Below are 18472 nucleotides of genomic sequence, written 5' to 3'. Positions count from 1 at the left end.
TCATATATTTTATGATGTGTGAATCCAATCGCGTCAATCTCGATCGATTGATTTAAATAATCATGATCATCAAATATTATGGTATCGCATGTTTCCACATTGGATGAAAAATACAACCATAGACAAAAAACGACATCGGACACCTATGAAGGTCATCTGATGGCTGATTTTTATTAAGTTGGGTTAAATATAAGAGTGCTGTCACGTATATAACAAGTGCTATTTTAATGAAAGCAACGTGATAGACTCTACATGTGTTGAAAAAACCATATTGCTTTCAAAATCGACCTTGTATGTATTGAAGAAACATCAAAATCGGCTAAATTATGTTTACCTTTACATGGTTGAAAACCTTCTATAATACCAAAGTAACATATTTTATAGATCAAATGGACCCTTTAAACCTTATAGCCTGAATGGATCATCATTTAAAAGGAAGTGTTTCAAACCAATTGTTGTAATGCCGTAATCATCTTTTCTAACATCAATGTTATCTCTTACAATAATAAATTTCCTAAATGAATCATCAACATTTAGAAATGGTCTAATCTCTTGTTTCACCTTTTCGGGACTTGGTAAATGATATGCTGATTGAACATAAATTTTATCATTTGAAATATTTGCAACAAAATCAATTTCTAGAGATTTTCTTACATAGTTGCCATTTTCGTTTTTTTCACTGACTTCAACAACACCAATATCTACATTATAACCTCTATGAATAAGTTCACTAAAAATGATGTTTTCCATCATGTGTGTGTCTTCTAATTGCCTGAAGTTTAAACGGGCATTTCTGAGTCCCATGTCTACAAAATAGTATTTTGAAGGTGTATTAATATACTTTCTACCCTTAATATCGTAGCGATTAGTTTTCTTAATTAAAAATGTATCTTCTAAAATATCCAAATAACTCTCTATGGTGTTTCTCGAAAGCGTTTCTTGTTTCACACTTTTGAAGGTATGTTCTATCTTTGATGGATTTGTCAAGGAACCAATCGATGAAGAAATGATGTTAAGTAGCGTTTCTAATTGGGAATCATTTCTAATCCCATATCTTTCTTTGATATCCTTAATGTATATTTCATTAAATAAATCTTTTAAGTACTTAGACTTTTGCTCATTCGTGCTTCTTTCTAATACAAAAGGCATTCCGCCATAAATAATATATTCATTCCATGCATCATCAAAGTCTTTTCCTCGAGCATCATAGTACTCTTTGAACGTTAAAGGAGACACATAAATTTCATCGCCTCTTCCTCTAAACTCAGTGATCACATCTTTAGATAAAAATCTAGAATTAGATCCACTGACATAAACATCTAAATTCTTAATTTTTAACCACCCATTTAAAAGCGGTACAAAACGATTAACTTGTTGGATCTCATCGACAATTAAATAATACATTTGGTCATCCTTAATCAATGATTTTACGTGATTATTTAACACATAGGCGTCTGTTAAATATTCATTTTCCAAATCTTCTAAGGAAATTCTTATAATATGATCTTCATTGACACCCAAGGAGATAAGATAATCGTAAAATATTTCATTAAGCAAATATGATTTTCCACATCTTCTAATACCTGTGATTATTTTGATCATTTTGTTATGCATTTTACTGATTAGCTCATTAAGGTACTTGTCTCTATTAATTCTCATTTTATTATCACCTATTGCATATTTTTGCATGTTCTTGCAATTTTATTCAATACAATTTTAGCATAATAATCAGATTATATCAATATGCAACTCAAACTATTGAATTTTTTTGCAAGAACTTGCGTTTATAATCAATCATCAACTTACTTAAATATCATTTCATAAATCAAAGTACAACTTTTTGGTATCAGTTCACTACATCCAATGAACAACATCATATAAAAAATATGTTATTCCAATTCAATTGAATCGTTGTCTAAATGTGTATAGTAAATGGTGATTTGATAACCATTTTGTCCAAAATAATACTGTTCAGTTGTTTGATCATAAACAATATCAATGACGGTGAAAATGAAACCTTCATAATTTAGTATGGTATTATCAGGAATTAGTATGGTCTCATGATGATTAAAAGACTTACCAGAAACATTCATATTGACACGATAATCATCTGTATTAAATGATGCGATACTAATCTCTTTAATGAAGTGAGCATCTGCTATGTTTGTGTAATCAAGCACTCCATTATTACTACCGATTTGATTTTCCGTAAAGAACTCGTTGTTTGAAAAATAAAGAGCAAACGAAATGATTCGATAGTCTTCATTTGAGTATGCACCAATTTCATAATACGCACCAAAATAAAAATCAAGACTAAAATCATCTATAGCATGAACTTTTTTATCACTTTTAACTGCAATTGCAATTGGTTCGGTTACATGATTCTCATAACCAAATCCCTTTTGATAAACAGCATTGTCTGAACAAGCACTTAACAATACCAGAAGTAACAATACAATACCAACAACAATGGTTCTTTTCATTTTTTTCACCTTCTCGTGTAATTTTTTTTAATATAACATCAAAAGCATAAACTTTTGATTAGTTTTAAATTAACTACTTCTTCAGATTTAAACCCCTTAAAGTACATCACTCCAATCTTTATTATACAATAATTCGTATTATTAATAAATTCAATATTCTTATAGTTTGATGTTTCCACATTGATTTAGATATGTTTCCACAATGAGTAAAAAGAAAAAAAGAAGCATTTAACCCAGTTTTAAAGGGGTAAATGCTTCTTGTTCTATTGTATGAATGGCTTTGTTAAGCGGTTTTTAGAGAAAGCAATGTGATACTTTCAACGTGCGTGGAGTATATGTGATTGCTTTCATTTTTGCAGTTTAATGTACGTAGGAAACATATTTTAAGCTAATTTATGTTTCCCTTAACAAGACTTTTTTCAGAGTGGAAACATGTATTTGGCTAGTTTTTGTCTGCAGAAGGTGAACAAACACTATTCTTCTTTGTACATTTTTAAAATACCCTTATTGGCTTTTGAAATGATTATTAAATAATATAGTATTAATATCAAACTTAAGCCAATGATCCCTAATATAACTAAAAGCACAGTTGATCTATATAAGTATGAACTGCTCGTATTACTTAAGAATAAACCAATAATGATTGTTGTGAATAAAGTTGAACCGATGACACCTTTCAGGTACTTCATTATAAAAATTCGTACAATTTGTTGATTAGAGTAATGATTCAATTTGTAAAACAATATATCAGATTCATAATACGCTAGCTCATAAGTAGTTGTTAAGATTATTGTAAAATACAGTCCTACTGTCAAAATCATAGATAAAATGATAAAAATGGTGAAAGTTACCACTCTACTACTAATATATTCACTGTAACTTAAATCATAAGATTTTTGGTCCTTACTCCTAATCAAATCCTGATTTAATACCACAAATCGATTATTCATTTCTTTATGAATTTCATAATTGATTTGATTTAAAATCTCATTTGAAAATATGATTCTATTCAATGTGTTAGAATCTGTGTATACACCTTTTACTTTATATGTCTTGCCCAATACTTCTATCGTGTCATTTATGCTGTAGCTAGTTTGGTCACTAACGAATACTTCATCATGAGCCAAAACACTTGTATTAGGTATTAAATTAATCATTGATGCGTAGGATATATTGTAATGCGGTGTCGTGAACACATAAATATCTTGATGATTCGCAATTTCTAACGCTTGACTATCATATATACCTGTCACATAAAAAGTGTAAGCAAGATTTTGATAACTGAGTTCTAGTCGTTTACCAATCAAGTCTTTCATATCTACGTTAATTGGTAATGTGTTTGCTTCTAGCATCATTCTCGCACTTTTAATGGAAAGGGCAACTTCATTGAATTGAGTAGGTGCATTACCAAAGAGATAACGACGCTTTATCGCTTGTGAATCCACAAAACTAATCTGTTGATTTTGAACCGGAATCAAGTATGCATACTGTTCTATTTCTGATAAAAACATCCCTCTAACGCTGAATAACTGCTGATAGATTGGAAAAACGCTACCTTCAATAATTGCATTTTCGATTGATGAATCTACCGTATCTATTACATAGGCTTTTTCATTGAATTGTAAGAACGAAGCCTCATCTTTAATAATCAATCGTGTGGTAACACTCAGCAACAAACTAAGTGCAACTAAAAATAAAGCGATTAAGACATAACTTAGGTTATGACTAAAAGAGGTAAATCTTGTGCTTGTTCTTGGAATGATTTTTTCGATAACTTGTTTAGGATGAATCAATGAATCGATAATCGAATGATTGTCTCGATCACTTTGGATGGTGCCATGGTCAAACACGATGATACGATCAGCATATTCACTCAATAGTTTTTCATTATGAGAAACTACCATCACTGTGATTGTTTTAGACATATTTTTAAGTAGTGACATGATGATGGATTGATTGTACTCATCTAGATTTTCTGTAGGTTCATCCGCAAGCAGTAATTTCACATCCTTAATCAATGCGAGAGCAATCATGAGTCGCTTTTCTTCACCTGTAGACAGATACTTTGTCTCTTTATACAAATAAGATTCATCCAGGCTAACATTTCGTAATGCTACTTTTACTTTGTCTTCAGCGTATTCTGTCATAGCGACTTTAAACTGATCGATAACCCTTTGATTTCTAAGTAAGACATTCTTTTGTGTAATGTAATACATTTCATTTAATGATAGGTCAAGGTTTATTTCGCCTTCATACGTGTGATCGAATCCATAAATAAGATTAAGTAATGTTGTCTTTCCACTTCCAGAGTGACCTCGAATACCAATCAGGCCAGGACCATTAATATCCAAAGAAACATCATTTAACCCATATGTAATTTCATTTTTTTGTTGAAATTGTTTTGTTACATGCTTAATGGATATCATTGTACTGCCACCTTTCTTTGTCTAGATACAAAAAGTGTCGTCAATGTAACCATGGTAAAGATGGCTATAACCAATAAATTGAAAATGGCTGCTGGGTTGATCCATCCAAACAAGAATCTAAAGACAATATCTTTTTCTCTTTTCAAAATAAACGAAACAAAAATGGTCAGTATAACCGCTGGAGTTACTGATAATAGATAGTATGCTACTTTTCTGATTAAACGATTACGATAGCTAATACCATGCCAAACTAAACTTTGTTCTAGTCGCTTGGACACTTTTAAATCCAGTGCTATAAATAGAGAAAACACCAAAACCGAAGTTCCTATTATAGTCGTTAAAAAGAGGATACCTTGATTGTTTTGATTAACGACATAAACTGAGAATCCATTTTCTCTAAGCGTACGGATGGTTTGATTCATATTGCTCACATGCAGTAGACTCGCTTGTGAATCCAATAAATTTGAAGTTAGTTCATCCCAAGTTGCTTGATTCATGCTAAAACTTGACCCTACGATCGCGTTAAGTGTGTTTGTGATGACTTGATTGCCTTTAGTTAATTTGATATCAATACTAGAACCTGTAAAGTATGGTATTTCAACTGTATTATTAGGTATCGAATTATTGATTGTAACTTGAATATTTGCTTGACTATATGAAAGCAATAATTCGTTTTTCGCAAAAACTTCTAACAAAACATTATTGAACCTCGATTTTGACTCAAGTTCATCGATTAGCTCGTCAGAGATAACATAAAAATTAGGAGATTGTAGTGATACGATTTCTTTATCAATCAACCCAACAATTGTTAAGTTTATACCTTCAGTTTGAATACCTACATGATCAAAACCATACAATAAGGTTTGATTTATAAGTGGGCGATAAGTGTCGATGTCTTCTTTTTGAATGGCTAACAATATTTCATTTTTACTTAAAATTGGTTGACCTTCCAGGACAACTGGAACAAACTGGTTATTAATGTATATTTGACCATCTATGCTCATATCTTGATAACTAGATTTCATGTAGCCATCTAAAAAAATGTCATTATAAACCACTTTCCCATTTAAGGTGCTCAAGAATCCTTTGTCAGCATTTGTAAAACCGGATTTATCCTTTTTTTGAATAATCAGGCGGTTTTGATAAAAAGCAGAAAAAGATGGGTTGGAACTCGTATTCTCATTAAAATAGACATTTAACCCTGAGGCCACACCAAATATCAACATGAGTGCTAGTATAAACGAAAAGCAATTTAGAATAAAGCCAAAGGGAGAACGTTTTATCTGAGTTAACGGACATGGTATTCTATTGTTAGGTAAGTACTTTGGAACTTGATTTTCTTTTTGATTAGTAATAGCCTTTTCTATTGTTATAGTGCCATCTTCTATCTCAATAATTTGTGTAGCATAATCTTTAACCAAATTCGGATTATGAGAAATGAAAATGACTGTTTTATCTTTGATATTAGAAAACAGTTTAATGATATACTTCGCATTAACTTCATCTAAGCCTTGGGTAGGCTCGTCCGCAATAATAATTGGTTTTGATGTTAGAAGTGAAGCAACTACAGATATTCTTTGAATCTCGCCACCTGATAAATTCTTTAACTTGGAGTCCACCTTATTTTGTAAATTAACCATACTTAATAACTCATTGATTCGATTTATATCACTTGTCCTATTCAACAAGTTTTCAAGTACTGTGAATTGTGGTATCAATTGATGTTTACTATGGATATACTCAACATGTCTAGATGCATGATTTTGTTGAATAATGCCATCTATTACATATTCGCCCTGATAATCTGTTATGATACCAGCCATAATTTTAGCTAAGGTTGATTTACCACTGCCAGATTTTCCTTTAATGAGCACAAAATCAAATGCATTAATTTGTATTGAAATATTGTTTAATACTTTTTGGTAATAGGTTTTATTTGTATAATAGTAGTTTAAATTATTCAGATGAATCATGGTAATCCTCCACTTCTTACAATGATTAAATAGTAATCATTTAACTAAATTATACCATGTTGCTTTTAATACCTTAAAGTGGACACGATAAGTGAGAATTTCTTACTTTGAGTAATACACTTTAAGGTATTAAAAGCATATCGTTTGATTCATTTAAGTAAATGCCAGCATAGCTATTAATCAAATAATCATTATCGCTACCCTGCCAAGTTGCTAAATGATTATGGATCTTTAATGCTATGTCGGTATTCTCATAATTCTTAATTTCAGATAACTCATTTTCATTGTATGAATCTTTTGAATCACTTGCATTAATCACTGAAGCATTAAAAGTGAAAAGCAATAATGCCAATAAAACTAAAATGATTTTCTTATTCATTATTTACTTCTTCTCCTTTGTGCTTAGACATAAACTTCAAATTTATATCACGAAATATCACAACTACAATGGGAAGCCAGTTTAAATCATATTATCCTTTATAAAAATAAGTCGATTAATTCTTTAGTTCTTTTCCATTCAAGTTTGCAGTTTGCTAAAAAACTCACCCCTTCCTTTGTAATAGCGTAGTACTTTTTTTTTGGCAGATTATCATTTTTCACCCAATATGATGTGATATAACCAAATTTCTCTAATCGTTGAAATGTTGTATATAGTGTAGCTTCATTAAATACAAGACTATGATTAGTCTTAGTTTCAATTATCTTGTTTATTCTATACCCGTATAAATCCTCATTAGAAAGTATAGAAAGAATTATCTTCTCTGTATAACCTCTTAATGTATCACCGAAAATCACATTCTTGTTATTGCTCATAAACTATTCTCTCAATAACACCTAAGAACTTAGTATGAATTAATGAGTACATAAATCCAATAATGGTAACAATTAGTGGTATAAGAAGGCTTATCCTGTTCTCAGATAAAAATAACAACAATATTTGAGATAATACCAAACTTAATATTATAAAACCATATAATGAAAACCATAACTTGAGTGAGAAGTTTTTAGTGCATAATAAATAAATACCAACCGCAAAACTTCCCGTAAATGCAATGTAAATTGGTATCATAGCTTGATAAAATCTGCCTTCTAGAAGATAAACCCAAAAGTGCGTAGAATCAATCAAGACTAGGTCTCCTTGAAAATCAATACTTGGAATCAACTCATATACTTGAACGTTGCTAATCAAAATCAAAGCAAAAACAAAAATCAAAGTTAAAAATATCGACATGGTTCTGCCATATGAAAATGTGGTTTTCTTAATTTGTTCTGACAAAATTTTCGATTTATGTTTATTAATGTTAATCTCTGAAATTTGATTTTTTGTCAGCAATATTCTTTTTGTAATAATAAGTGATATTGGATAACCTATAATAAAAAATCCTATTAGTTGAATTAACATAAATATTATAATTACGAACCATAACTGTGATACCTTAGTTAACCAATCAATAATACTAATACTCTTAATATCTAATAATAATCTGAAAAGCAAATCCCAAACAACTATTGTAAAGGAAAAAATCAGAATAAACATGCAATAACGTAATAGTTTGATAATTAATTTTGATCTTACATGTTTTGATTCTTCAGACTCAACATTATCTTTCTGTCTATCGTTTTCTTCCAACTTTGAAAGTTCAAATGTGAATTGTAAGAAAGCAAATGTAAGAAGAACATATCCAATTGGACTAAAGAAAAACATAAATATAGTACCAGTCAACACCACAACAGACATAATTAAAAGATTTTTTTTATACCAACGTAATGGGTTGTTCGTGATATCATTTAGTACTGAAATAGCAAAACTACCAGTCAGAGAAATGGTTTCTTTATAGGCTTCCTCTTCACTCAATCCAGAAGTAATAAGTTCAAGGTAACGTTCAGTAAGGTTTGATGTTATCTCATCAACAACTTCTTTTCTATTACTTAAGCTGTTTTGTTTAATCTCGTTGTCTACAAATGATCTAATCCTGTTTTGCATATGATACCTCCACAATTTACTCGACAGTTACCTAGTCTGCCTATGTAGATTATATATCGAATTATGATTGATGTCAATAATTACCATTACTTTTTTTATTTAACCAAATTCCCATCTTTATCAGATCTGTTTGATAGACTAATTGATGATAAATGCATTATATTTATAATTAATCGATAAAATTCTATCCAAGGTGTTTGCATGCTTTCTTTGAAGAATCATTAATCCTCAATAGATAGATAGTGTTTATTACAATTAATATTATCATATTTTAACTAAAATCTATATACGTTTTAAAAAAACCACAAATCTATCCAAAAAGAATAATTCGTGGTCTTATCTAGTTTATTTTAATGAAAGCAATGTGATACTTTCCACGTGCGTTGAAAAAACCGTATTGCTTGCAAAATCGACCTTGTGTGTATTAAAGAAACATCAAAATTGCATGAAATATGTTTACCTTTACATGGTTAAAATCTGTCTAAAATACCTTAATAACATATTTATTGGTTTTTACTTCTAATTATGTTGTTAATCTCTTTATTGCAACAGTGCTTTATAGGGTTTAGGCCCCATTTACTCTACTGTGTGATGCTTTCTATCCTTTTACAAATTGACACTCTACTTATTTTTTAGCACCCTCATTGCATTTAGGATTGCTATCAACGAGACGCCTACATCAGCAATAACGGCTTCCCACATTGTTGCTATTCCAAATGCACCAAGAACTAAGAAGAAGGCTTTAACACCTAATGCTAATATGATGTTTTGCCATACAATTTTTTCTTGTTCGTCTAGCAATTTTTACCGCAGTTACAATTTTTGATGGCTCATCTGTCATAATAACAATGTCTGCTACATCAATTGCGGCATCTGCACCAAGTCCACCCATTGCAATCCCGATATCAGCTCTTGCAAGTACTGGTGTATCATTTATACCATCTCCAACAAAGAAGAGCTTACCTCGTTTTGACTTACTGTTTAAAAGTTCTTCGACTTTATTTAATTTATCTTCAGGAAGTAATTCAGCGTGAATCTCATCTAACCCTAATGCTTTGCCAACACTAGTTGCAACAGATTTTTTATCTCCTGTTAGCATTATGGTTTTCTTAACTCCTAATGCTTTCAATAGCTTTATTGCTTCTTTTGAATCTTTTTTAATTTGGTCAGATACAACAATATTACCAACATATTTTTTATTAATAGCGATATACAAGATAGACCCTAATGCAGATGATTCTTCAAATGAAATATTTTCTCTTTCCATTAAACGAGCATTTCCTACCAATACTTCATCGCTATTAACCTTAGCTTTTATACCATGACCCGAAACTTCTTTTATATCTGATACAATTTCTTTTTATCCTTCATATGATGCCTCCTGCATATATTCTAGTTTACACTAAGTACAGGTTTTTGGTATCAGTTCAGTATCATTTAGACTTCCTGATGATAGATACATATCATATTTACGTGCTGCTTGACTGTATGAGAGTTCATTTTCAATGATATCTAGGACCACTTTAAGTTTAAAATCTCCGCTCCATAGTCTATTCTTTTTCTTTTTATCCTTCATATGATGCCTCCTGCATATATATTAGTTTACACTAAGTACAGGTTTTTGGTATCAGTTCAATTTCATCAATCTTTGCTTGGGACAAATACAATGCAATTTTCTTTTTCACTGAATTCTTTTTTCTCCTTCTATTTCTTACTGTGTATTAGCACTATTAAAACCATACTGACGATTACATCGGGCTTTTCTGATTTTGATTGAGTCTCTCCAAATCCTGATGTTCCTCAACAAGCAAAAGAAAAATGGAAACCATACCTCACTTTGCGTATAATTTCCATTGTTGGCTTACATTTAATACTAGAATTGAACTGGCATGTCATTTTTGGAATTAGGCTTGTTTCTTACTTCAAAAAAGAGAATAATTGCACACCCAACAATAATATATACATCGGATATGTTGAAAATTGTGGATCCAACAACCGGCAATATTGGCATCTGCAAATAATCAATAACATAGCCAACACTTAACCGATCAAACAGATTTCCAGTTGCACCGGCAAGTACTAATCCCAGCGCAACCCTTATATAAACCTGCTTTGATTTTACAAGAACAGTACTAATCAAGATGCTCATAACTAATCCAATCAAAACAATCGTCCATTTCATTCCACTAAACATTCCAAATGCTACACCGTAGTTTCTGATATAACCAATATTTAGAAATCCAGCAAAAACTGTCTCAGTTTCATTAAGTCCGTAGTTTGTCGAGAAATATATCTTTAGTATCTGATCTACTGCAAAGAGAATCGCAACAAATACAATCGTTGCAAATATCGCTTTCGTTCTTTTCGTAATGATTGCTTTTTGTGTTGTTTTGATAAATCCAACTCTCCTTTATCATAATGTTTTTTCACAATATATCATTTTACATTTTCTCGTCAATTGACTTGTTTGAGTAACCGAAGTCCATTAAGTATAACTACTAATGTACTTCCTTCATGAATCAACACTGCATATGACATGTTCATTAACCCAAGAATATTAACAGTAACTAGGAAGAGTACAACAATCATCGAAAAGATAATATTTTGAATAACGATGCTTCTCAATTTCTTTGCAACTTTATGTGTATATGCGAATTTGTTCAGATCATTTTTCATCAAGACAGCATCAGCTGCATCAATGGCAATGTCAGTTCCTTCGCCCATAGCAACCCCGATATCGGCAGCAACAAGTGCAGGAGCATCATTTACACCATCTCCTAACATCGCTACAATAGAGTAATTTTTCTTAAGATCTGTAATAATCTTAGATTTATCTTCTGGAAGAACATTGGCACGAACTTCGTCAATTTGAAGTTGGCGGCCTATCGCTTCACCAGTTCGTTGAGCATCTCCAGTGATCATCAATGTGTGGATATTATTATCTTTGAAGTATTGTATTGCTTCCTTTGAACTCTTTTTAGGAACATCCTGAATGGCTATAAGCCCAAGTACTTCATCATTGGAACCAAAGTAAACTACTGTTTTACCTTCAAATTCATATTTTTCAGTATGCTTTGTGATTTCGTCTGATATGGTTTTGTATGATGAAGGTTTCCCTATACTAAAGTTTGCATCACCATAAGTTGCTTTTAGTCCAACTCCAACAAGATTTTCAACATCAAATTCAAGTGTATCGACATCATGATAATAATTGATAATTGCATCCGCTAGTGGGTGATTTGACTTTTTCTCCATCGATACTATGATTGAGTTATATTCGCGTTTCTTGTATTCTTTCACTTTTGATACAAAGTAAGTATCAGTAACCACTGGCTTCCCTTGTGTGAGTGTTCCTGTTTTATCAAAGGCAACAGCGCCGAGATCAGATAGATTCGACAAATATGAACCACCTTTGAATAATACTCCACGCTTCGCAAGATTACTAATTGCAGAAAGTGTAGCTGGAATATCTGTTGCCGCTAATGCACATGGTGATGCGCCAATCAGAAAGACCATTGTTCTGTAAAAACTCGTTTCCGCTGTCCATTTGAACAAGAAGAGTCCTAAGAGATAGAATACTGGAGCCAACAAAATAACAATTGTCACATATACAGGCTCGATTCGCTTAATCATCGCTGCTGTTTTAGAAATGCTCTTCTGAGTCTGGCTAACTAATTGAACAATTTTTGCAAACACAGTATCTGAACTTTCTTTTGTTACTTCCATAACTAAAGTTCCTGTTACATTGATTGTACTTCCAAATAATGGATCACCTGCTACTTTATCAACAGGAATACTTTCACCTGTAATAGAAGCTTGGTCAACTGCAGAATTCCCTGAAATTACCATACCATCAGTCGGAATCTGATCCCCAGTTAAAATGCTCAAACGATCACCAACTTTTAATACACTAACATCAACAATCTCGATTTCACCGTTTTCATTAATTAATCGAGCAGTGGTTGGATTCATTTTGAGAAGATTTGTGATATCCTTCTTGCTCTTTCCTTCTGCATATTCTTCAAGGAAATGTGCTCCAGCGAAAATCAATATCAGAAGTGCTGCTTCTCGGTATTCACCAATAATCAATGCACCTGCAGCAGCAATCGTCATTAATAAGTGGATATTTGGGGTGAACCGTTTCCTTTTAATCGTTAAAGTAACTGTATCCTTAATTCCTTCTATGATAATATGATAACCTGAAAGGAAGAGGGCCAATAGATACATGATGTTTTTAAACAAATCATTGTTTACAAACATTGCTAGTAAATAAACTGCTAGTCCTATAAAGAATAAAATAAGTGAATTTCCACCTCCGTGGCTGTGTTCGTGTCCTTCATGGTCGTGATCGGTATGTTCATTTACCTTATGATTATGCTCTTTTCCTTCTTCATGTTTATGATCATGAGAATGGTTATGCTCGTTTTTCATGTAGTTTTACCTCCCTTACATGCTGTAATGCTTGTTCAAAAATTGTGTAAATGTGTGAATCTGCAAGACGATAAATTCGCTCTTTTCCTCGTGTTGTTTAAGCAACAATATTAGCGTCTTTAAGTAATCTTAGTTGATGTGATACCGCACTCTGTTCAAGTGACAGCTGTTTGCTCACATCAGTTACTGTCATATCATTTTCATTCAGTAAGGCAATAATTCGAATCCGGTTTAAATTTGACATAATTTTAAACAATCGACTGGCTTGGTTTACAGAATCAAAATCGAAAGAATTGATGCTGCCGTCAGAGCACATCTTGTTCACCTCCTAAGAACATTACATTTCAGTTGAATATATGTTCATCTATTCATATTTTATTCTAATGAATTATTTCTGTCAAGTATAATACTAGATTCTGAACTGATACCATTTTCTTGTACTTTATGTTCTTTGTAGTTATTATATCATTCGTTGTTTCATTAACCTATATTGTATAGGTAAATACCCCTTGGATAGGGTACACTTCACTTTGGAAGTCCTGATATTAGAAGTAGATCTTTTAATGCATATTTTCGCCTTAGTTCCTTGACTACTCGGTATCTTTGTTTGTTCGTTCCTGTTTTTGACTAAGGCGATAAGTTTTTTTGTATATCCAAGTTCCATTTCAAGATGTTTGACTTTGAGTTCTAAATTTTGTTCTACCTCTTTTGATGGTGTATGGAACTTTCTAATTGGATTCTTACGATAATCTTTTGGTGTTTGAAAGAAACGCTCTTTCCCATAAAGCCTATACTGATATACCCATCTAGCAGGTAATGTATCATTTAAACTTCCTGATGTTAAATACATATCATATTTACGCGCTGCTTGACTGTATGAGAGTTCATTTTCAATGATGTCTAAAACGACCTTTAATTTGAATTCTCCGCTCCATAGTCTATTATTTTTCTTTTTATCTTTCATATGATGCCTCCTGCAGATATCTTAGTTTACATTAAGTACAGGTTTTTGGTGTCAGTTCACTCCTGTATTTCTCTTACTTTCGATTTTATCTGCACAATTTGCGCAACTTATGTTTTTTAAATGATTTCTATATTCTTTCATATCTCGCACTCTTTTCTATTTATGTAAAAGGTGATCTAGTCCTTGGCTTATAACTAACTTAATATGATCATCATCCAATGAATAATAAACTGTTTTACCATCTTTTCTGTACTTTACTAACCTAGATTGTCTTAATACTCTTAATTGATGTGATACTGCAGATTGAGATGTATTAATTACATTTGCTAAATCATAAACGCATAACTCGGTTTCCATTAATGCACATATAATTTTAATACGTGTTGAATCACCGAAGGTCTTGAAAAAATCTGCTAAATTAAATATGAGATCATCACTTGGTAAACTCTCTTTTGCTTTGTTTACCGCTTCAGGATGTATAATATTTGAAGCACATACATCCATTTCTAAATTTTTCATATTATTACCTCACACTCTCATATAAACATATGTTCATACATTCATTATACTTCTCTTTAAAATTACTGTCAACTGTTTTTTTCATTTTAAGTTAGTAAAAATAGCTATGTACCACAAAAATTCATGAATGGTCTCAGTAGGGTGACACTATTTTTGTAAAGTAAAGAAAGTGTTCCTTTCTACAATAAAAAAACATCTATTCAGTTTATCTCTTGAATAGATGTTACCTTTTATTTAATAGATTTTTTTGTTACTGAGAAACTTGGTTACATATAAAAATTCTTTTAGTTTCGGGAAGATATACTAAATAGAAGTATTTATGTCTATTACCACCTCCACCGACGCTATTTAATAGTATAAATTTATAATTTTCATTAAGATCCGGATAAAATTCAGAAGGAATATTAATTTTCCCAGATGAAATGCCAAGACCTTCCATTGCACTAATAAATGAAGTTTCAAAATCATCTTTGCTAATATCATCCCCTATTCTAAACATTGTTTCTGTAAGTTCACTAGTTGTTGTAAAAACATAATAGTGAATGCTGCCATCAATATGAACTTTTTTTGAATCATATTCCAGTTTAATACCATTAGGTAAATTAATATTCCACTTATTTTCTAATTGTGATACTTTATATGAAGCGGAATTAAAATATAGTAATCCTGCAATTATTAAACCACCTATGACTAAAAAACTACCAAGAATAATGACAATTTTTTTGGTTACACTCATATACATCATCTTAAACTTTCTTATATATATGTTATGAAATAGCTGTTATATTGTTGGTAGAGATTTTAGTGGACAATAACACTTCTATTGACTCAATTTAAATATTATTCATCCAAACATTTAATCTCTTAATTTAAATCATTATACCATGAATAAATGTCTCCATTCAGTCTACAATACATCCATTAAGTTATATTTCCATCCTAATATAAATTAAATCTATCCTGCATGATAATACATTACATAATTTTCACTTGAAGTTCAACTCCGTGTTACCTTAAATTTTAATTTCAATTTTGCGCAAAGAAAAAGTCTATCTCAAAAACTGCTAAGCTCTCTTGATAGACTCATATTATTAAAAAATGCCCTTAATAGGGCATTTTTATGTGATATTTGGTAGTTTTTACTTACCGATTCATGATTTTTATGTTACCATTTCAATATATATAACATTTTCTTCCCCCTTAATTTTAACTTCTGGTTTGATCTATCTACTTAAATACAATTATGCTACCTTAGATTACAACTAGTTGAAATTGTTTTTATTTGAAGAGACTAAGATTATCATAACCAATATGAACACAATCCCTTAACACATTCGAATCAAATCAACTATTTATTTTTGTAATCATATTTGAGTACTCTCATTGCGTTCAGAACTGCTAATAAAGACACCCCGACATCAGCAATCACGGCTTCCCACATAGTTGCGATTCCGATAGCTCCTAAGGCTAGAAACAGGAATTTGACTCCTAGTGCGAAGTATATATTTTGCCAAACAATCTTTCTGGTTCTCTTTGCCACAAAGACCGCAGTACCTATCTTTGAAGGTTCATCATTCATTATCACGACATCAGCTACATCGATGGCTGCATCGGCACCGAGTCCACCCATAGCTATACCGATATCAGCTCTCGCTAATACTGGTGTATCGTTGATACCATCACCTACAAAGAATAGTTTTCCCTTGCTCGATTTTTGGAGTAATAACTCCTCTACAATGTTGAGTTTATCTTCAGGCAACAATTCGCTATGAATTTCATCGATATCTAGCTCTTTTCCAACTGTATCAGCAACTAATTTCTTATCACCAGTTAGCATGACAGTTTTTTTAATGCCTAATGATTTCAACATTTTGATAGCTGCTTTTGAGTCTTTCTTTATCTGATCTGAGACAACAATATTTCCAACATATTTCCCATTGATAGCGATGTATATAATTGAACCCAAGGCAACAGATTCCTTGAATTCAATACCTTCTCTTTTCATCAACCTAGCATTCCCTATTGCAATGATGTCATTTTGATAGGTTGCTTTCACACCGTGTCCAGATATTTCTTCAACATCAGTTATTAAACTTTGATCAATTTGTTTATTGTATTTATTGACGACTGAGACAGCGATAGGATGATTAGAAAAACTTTCCACATAAGCTGCTTTTTCAAGTAACTCTTCTTGTGTTGCACCATTTGCTGTATTAATTTCAGTCACCGTAAACGTTCCTTCAGTCAATGTGCCAGTCTTATCAAAAACTGCAATCTCAATGTTATTTAATGCTTCTAGGTAGTTTCCACCTTTAACTAAGATACCATTTCTTGATGCAGCTCCAATACCACCAAAGAAACCAAGCGGAATCGATACAACGAGTGCACATGGACACGAAATAACTAAGAATATAAGTGCTCTGTAGATCCATTCCTCAAAAGTTGCACCTTGTATAACGAGTGGTGGTATTACCGCAATCAAAACAGCCAACGAAGTGACAATTGGAGTATATACTCGTGCAAATTTAGTGATAAAATTCTCGGTTGGTGCTTTTTTGCTGGTTGCATTTTCGACCAATTCAAGTACCTTAGAAACAGTTGATTCGCTTGCGAGTTTGGTAACTTTAACGGTCAATAAACCATTGATATTAATACAACCAGAGAGTACCATCTCACCTTTTGTAACATTTACAGGCACAGATTCTCCTGTTAGAATTTTTGTGTCAATTGTGGAAGCTCCTGACAACACTTCACCATCAAGCGGAATTCTTTCGCCTGGTTTAATGATCATTATCTCTCCAGTTTGAACGTCTTCAACACGCATTTCCACAGAAGTGTTGCCTTTTTTAATCGTTGCAACATCAGGTCTGATTGACATCAATTTTTTTATGGATCTTCTGGATCGATTGACTGCTACGTCTTGGAAAAATTCACCGACCTTATAAAAAATCATAACTGCAACTGCTTCAGGATGCTCTCCAATAGCAAATGCACCCATAGTTGCTATCGTCATTAAGAAGTTTTCATCGAACACCTTACCTCGATATATGTTATTGACTGCCTTCAGTACAACTTCTCCACCGATGATGAAATAACTTAGTATAAGTAATACATAACGAAAAACCGTTCCTTCAGCAATCAATAATCCTCCAATAAATAGTAAGATACCTATACCGAAGATGATTAAATCTTTCGTCATTGATGATTCTTCATCCACGTGATCTTCATTCTTCACATTTGATTGTGCTATCGTTACGCCAGGCTCAATTTTATCAATAATTTTTTGAACCTTTTCTTCTATACGTTTTTGATCTAGCGAATTTTTGAATTGAAGTGTCAGTTTTTTTGCTAGAAAATCAATGTTGGCACCTAAAATTCCTTCGGTTTTGTTTAATTTTTCTTCAATCTTAGCCGCACAATTTGCACAGTCTAAACCATCTATTGCATAAATGACATTTGGGGTTAGTTCACATACCTCGACATCACCCTCTTCATCTTTCACAATTTTTTTAATCGTGTCAAATAGTCTTGCAGTATCAGTTGAATCCGCAACTTGTACCTTGATTTCTTTTGTAACAAAGTTTAAATAACCTTCCTCAACTCCGTTTAACTTCTTTATCTTTTGTTCAATCTTATCTGCACAACTCGCACAGCTAATTTCTGATAAACTATATTTAATCTCTTTCATGTTT

General features: G+C 31.9%; 15 protein-coding genes and 1 pseudogene. All 16 read right to left on the bottom strand.

Features of this window, described 5'->3' with window-relative positions; translation table 11 throughout:
- Positions 1 to 405 precede the first annotated feature (405 nt).
- Positions 406 to 1689, bottom strand: a complete 1284-nt coding sequence (locus N7603_RS06035) for an ATP-binding protein (RefSeq protein WP_262096477.1) — start codon at positions 1687 to 1689, stop codon at positions 406 to 408.
- Between the two features lie 200 nt (positions 1690 to 1889).
- On the bottom strand, positions 1890 to 2483 hold the full coding sequence (locus N7603_RS06030; protein ID WP_262096476.1) for a hypothetical protein: 594 nt from the start codon (positions 2481 to 2483) through the stop codon (positions 1890 to 1892).
- A 473-nt stretch (positions 2484 to 2956) separates the two neighbouring features.
- Positions 2957 to 4909: an ATP-binding cassette domain-containing protein gene (locus tag N7603_RS06025; RefSeq protein WP_262096475.1), complete on the bottom strand. Its 1953-nt coding sequence runs from the start codon at positions 4907 to 4909 to the stop codon at positions 2957 to 2959.
- Entirely contained in the window at positions 4906 to 6882 is a 1977-nt protein-coding gene (locus N7603_RS06020; protein ID WP_262096474.1) for an ATP-binding cassette domain-containing protein, read from the bottom strand. The genes N7603_RS06025 and N7603_RS06020 overlap by 4 nt, the downstream gene beginning before the upstream one ends.
- Positions 6883 to 7003: 121 nt before the next feature.
- Complete coding sequence (locus tag N7603_RS06015) at positions 7004 to 7261, bottom strand: hypothetical protein (RefSeq protein ID WP_262096473.1); 258 nt, start codon at positions 7259 to 7261, stop codon at positions 7004 to 7006.
- Between the two features lie 98 nt (positions 7262 to 7359).
- Complete coding sequence (locus tag N7603_RS06010) at positions 7360 to 7695, bottom strand: PadR family transcriptional regulator (protein ID WP_262096472.1); 336 nt, start codon at positions 7693 to 7695, stop codon at positions 7360 to 7362.
- Positions 7685 to 8866, bottom strand: a complete 1182-nt coding sequence (locus tag N7603_RS06005; RefSeq protein WP_262096471.1) for a hypothetical protein — start codon at positions 8864 to 8866, stop codon at positions 7685 to 7687. Before N7603_RS06005 ends, N7603_RS06010 begins: the two co-directional genes overlap by 11 nt.
- Positions 8867 to 9487: 621 nt before the next feature.
- Positions 9488 to 10217, bottom strand: a pseudogene (locus N7603_RS06000) (HAD-IC family P-type ATPase); the annotation flags it as partial.
- A gap of 51 nt (positions 10218 to 10268) precedes the next feature.
- The gene (locus tag N7603_RS05995) at positions 10269 to 10442 is read right to left on the bottom strand and encodes a hypothetical protein (RefSeq protein ID WP_157824748.1); all 174 of its coding nucleotides are present in this window, start codon (positions 10440 to 10442) and stop codon (positions 10269 to 10271) included.
- Positions 10443 to 10739: 297 nt separating this feature from the next.
- Complete coding sequence (gene lspA / locus N7603_RS05990; RefSeq protein ID WP_262096503.1) at positions 10740 to 11216, bottom strand: signal peptidase II; 477 nt, start codon at positions 11214 to 11216, stop codon at positions 10740 to 10742.
- A gap of 104 nt (positions 11217 to 11320) precedes the next feature.
- A complete protein-coding gene (locus N7603_RS05985; protein WP_262096470.1) occupies positions 11321 to 13297 on the bottom strand; it encodes a heavy metal translocating P-type ATPase in 1977 nt (658 codons plus the stop codon).
- Between the two features lie 97 nt (positions 13298 to 13394).
- Positions 13395 to 13613, bottom strand: coding sequence for an ArsR/SmtB family transcription factor (locus N7603_RS05980; protein WP_262096469.1), 219 nt, complete (start codon positions 13611 to 13613; stop codon positions 13395 to 13397).
- Between the two features lie 144 nt (positions 13614 to 13757).
- Positions 13758 to 14261, bottom strand: a complete 504-nt coding sequence (locus tag N7603_RS05975; protein ID WP_262096468.1) for a hypothetical protein — start codon at positions 14259 to 14261, stop codon at positions 13758 to 13760.
- Positions 14262 to 14417: 156 nt separating this feature from the next.
- Entirely contained in the window at positions 14418 to 14780 is a 363-nt protein-coding gene (locus N7603_RS05970; protein ID WP_262096467.1) for an ArsR/SmtB family transcription factor, read from the bottom strand.
- A gap of 250 nt (positions 14781 to 15030) precedes the next feature.
- A complete protein-coding gene (locus N7603_RS05965) occupies positions 15031 to 15516 on the bottom strand; it encodes a hypothetical protein (RefSeq protein ID WP_262096466.1) in 486 nt (161 codons plus the stop codon).
- 612 nt (positions 15517 to 16128) lie between these two features.
- Positions 16129 to 18468, bottom strand: coding sequence for a heavy metal translocating P-type ATPase (locus N7603_RS05960; RefSeq protein WP_262096465.1), 2340 nt, complete (start codon positions 18466 to 18468; stop codon positions 16129 to 16131).
- Positions 18469 to 18472 lie beyond the last annotated feature (4 nt).

Origin of the sequence: Paracholeplasma vituli, from assembly GCF_025446935.1 — a bacterium.
In the GTDB taxonomy this organism is placed as follows: domain Bacteria; phylum Bacillota_I; class Bacilli_A; order Acholeplasmatales; family UBA5453; genus Paracholeplasma; species Paracholeplasma vituli.
Note: the sequence above shows the minus strand (reverse complement) of the source record. Positions and strands in the feature narration are given on the sequence as shown.

What these genes read in the sequence shown, in the direction of transcription:
- N7603_RS06035 (WP_262096477.1), bottom strand. Translation starts at nt 1,689, where the DNA reads ATGCAAAAATATGCAATAGGTGATAATAAAATGAGAATTAATAGAGAC.
- N7603_RS06030 (WP_262096476.1), bottom strand. Translation starts at nt 2,483, where the DNA reads ATGAAAAGAACCATTGTTGTTGGTATTGTATTGTTACTTCTGGTATTG.
- N7603_RS06025 (WP_262096475.1), bottom strand. Translation starts at nt 4,909, where the DNA reads ATGATATCCATTAAGCATGTAACAAAACAATTTCAACAAAAAAATGAA.
- N7603_RS06020 (WP_262096474.1), bottom strand. Translation starts at nt 6,882, where the DNA reads ATGATTCATCTGAATAATTTAAACTACTATTATACAAATAAAACCTAT.
- N7603_RS06015 (WP_262096473.1), bottom strand. Translation starts at nt 7,261, where the DNA reads ATGAATAAGAAAATCATTTTAGTTTTATTGGCATTATTGCTTTTCACT.
- N7603_RS06010 (WP_262096472.1), bottom strand. Translation starts at nt 7,695, where the DNA reads ATGAGCAATAACAAGAATGTGATTTTCGGTGATACATTAAGAGGTTAT.
- N7603_RS06005 (WP_262096471.1), bottom strand. Translation starts at nt 8,866, where the DNA reads ATGCAAAACAGGATTAGATCATTTGTAGACAACGAGATTAAACAAAAC.
- N7603_RS05995 (WP_157824748.1), bottom strand. Translation starts at nt 10,442, where the DNA reads ATGAAGGATAAAAAGAAAAAGAATAGACTATGGAGCGGAGATTTTAAA.
- N7603_RS05985 (WP_262096470.1), bottom strand. Translation starts at nt 13,297, where the DNA reads ATGAAAAACGAGCATAACCATTCTCATGATCATAAACATGAAGAAGGA.
- N7603_RS05980 (WP_262096469.1), bottom strand. Translation starts at nt 13,613, where the DNA reads ATGTGCTCTGACGGCAGCATCAATTCTTTCGATTTTGATTCTGTAAAC.
- N7603_RS05975 (WP_262096468.1), bottom strand. Translation starts at nt 14,261, where the DNA reads ATGAAAGATAAAAAGAAAAATAATAGACTATGGAGCGGAGAATTCAAA.
- N7603_RS05970 (WP_262096467.1), bottom strand. Translation starts at nt 14,780, where the DNA reads ATGAAAAATTTAGAAATGGATGTATGTGCTTCAAATATTATACATCCT.
- N7603_RS05965 (WP_262096466.1), bottom strand. Translation starts at nt 15,516, where the DNA reads ATGAGTGTAACCAAAAAAATTGTCATTATTCTTGGTAGTTTTTTAGTC.
- N7603_RS05960 (WP_262096465.1), bottom strand. Translation starts at nt 18,468, where the DNA reads ATGAAAGAGATTAAATATAGTTTATCAGAAATTAGCTGTGCGAGTTGT.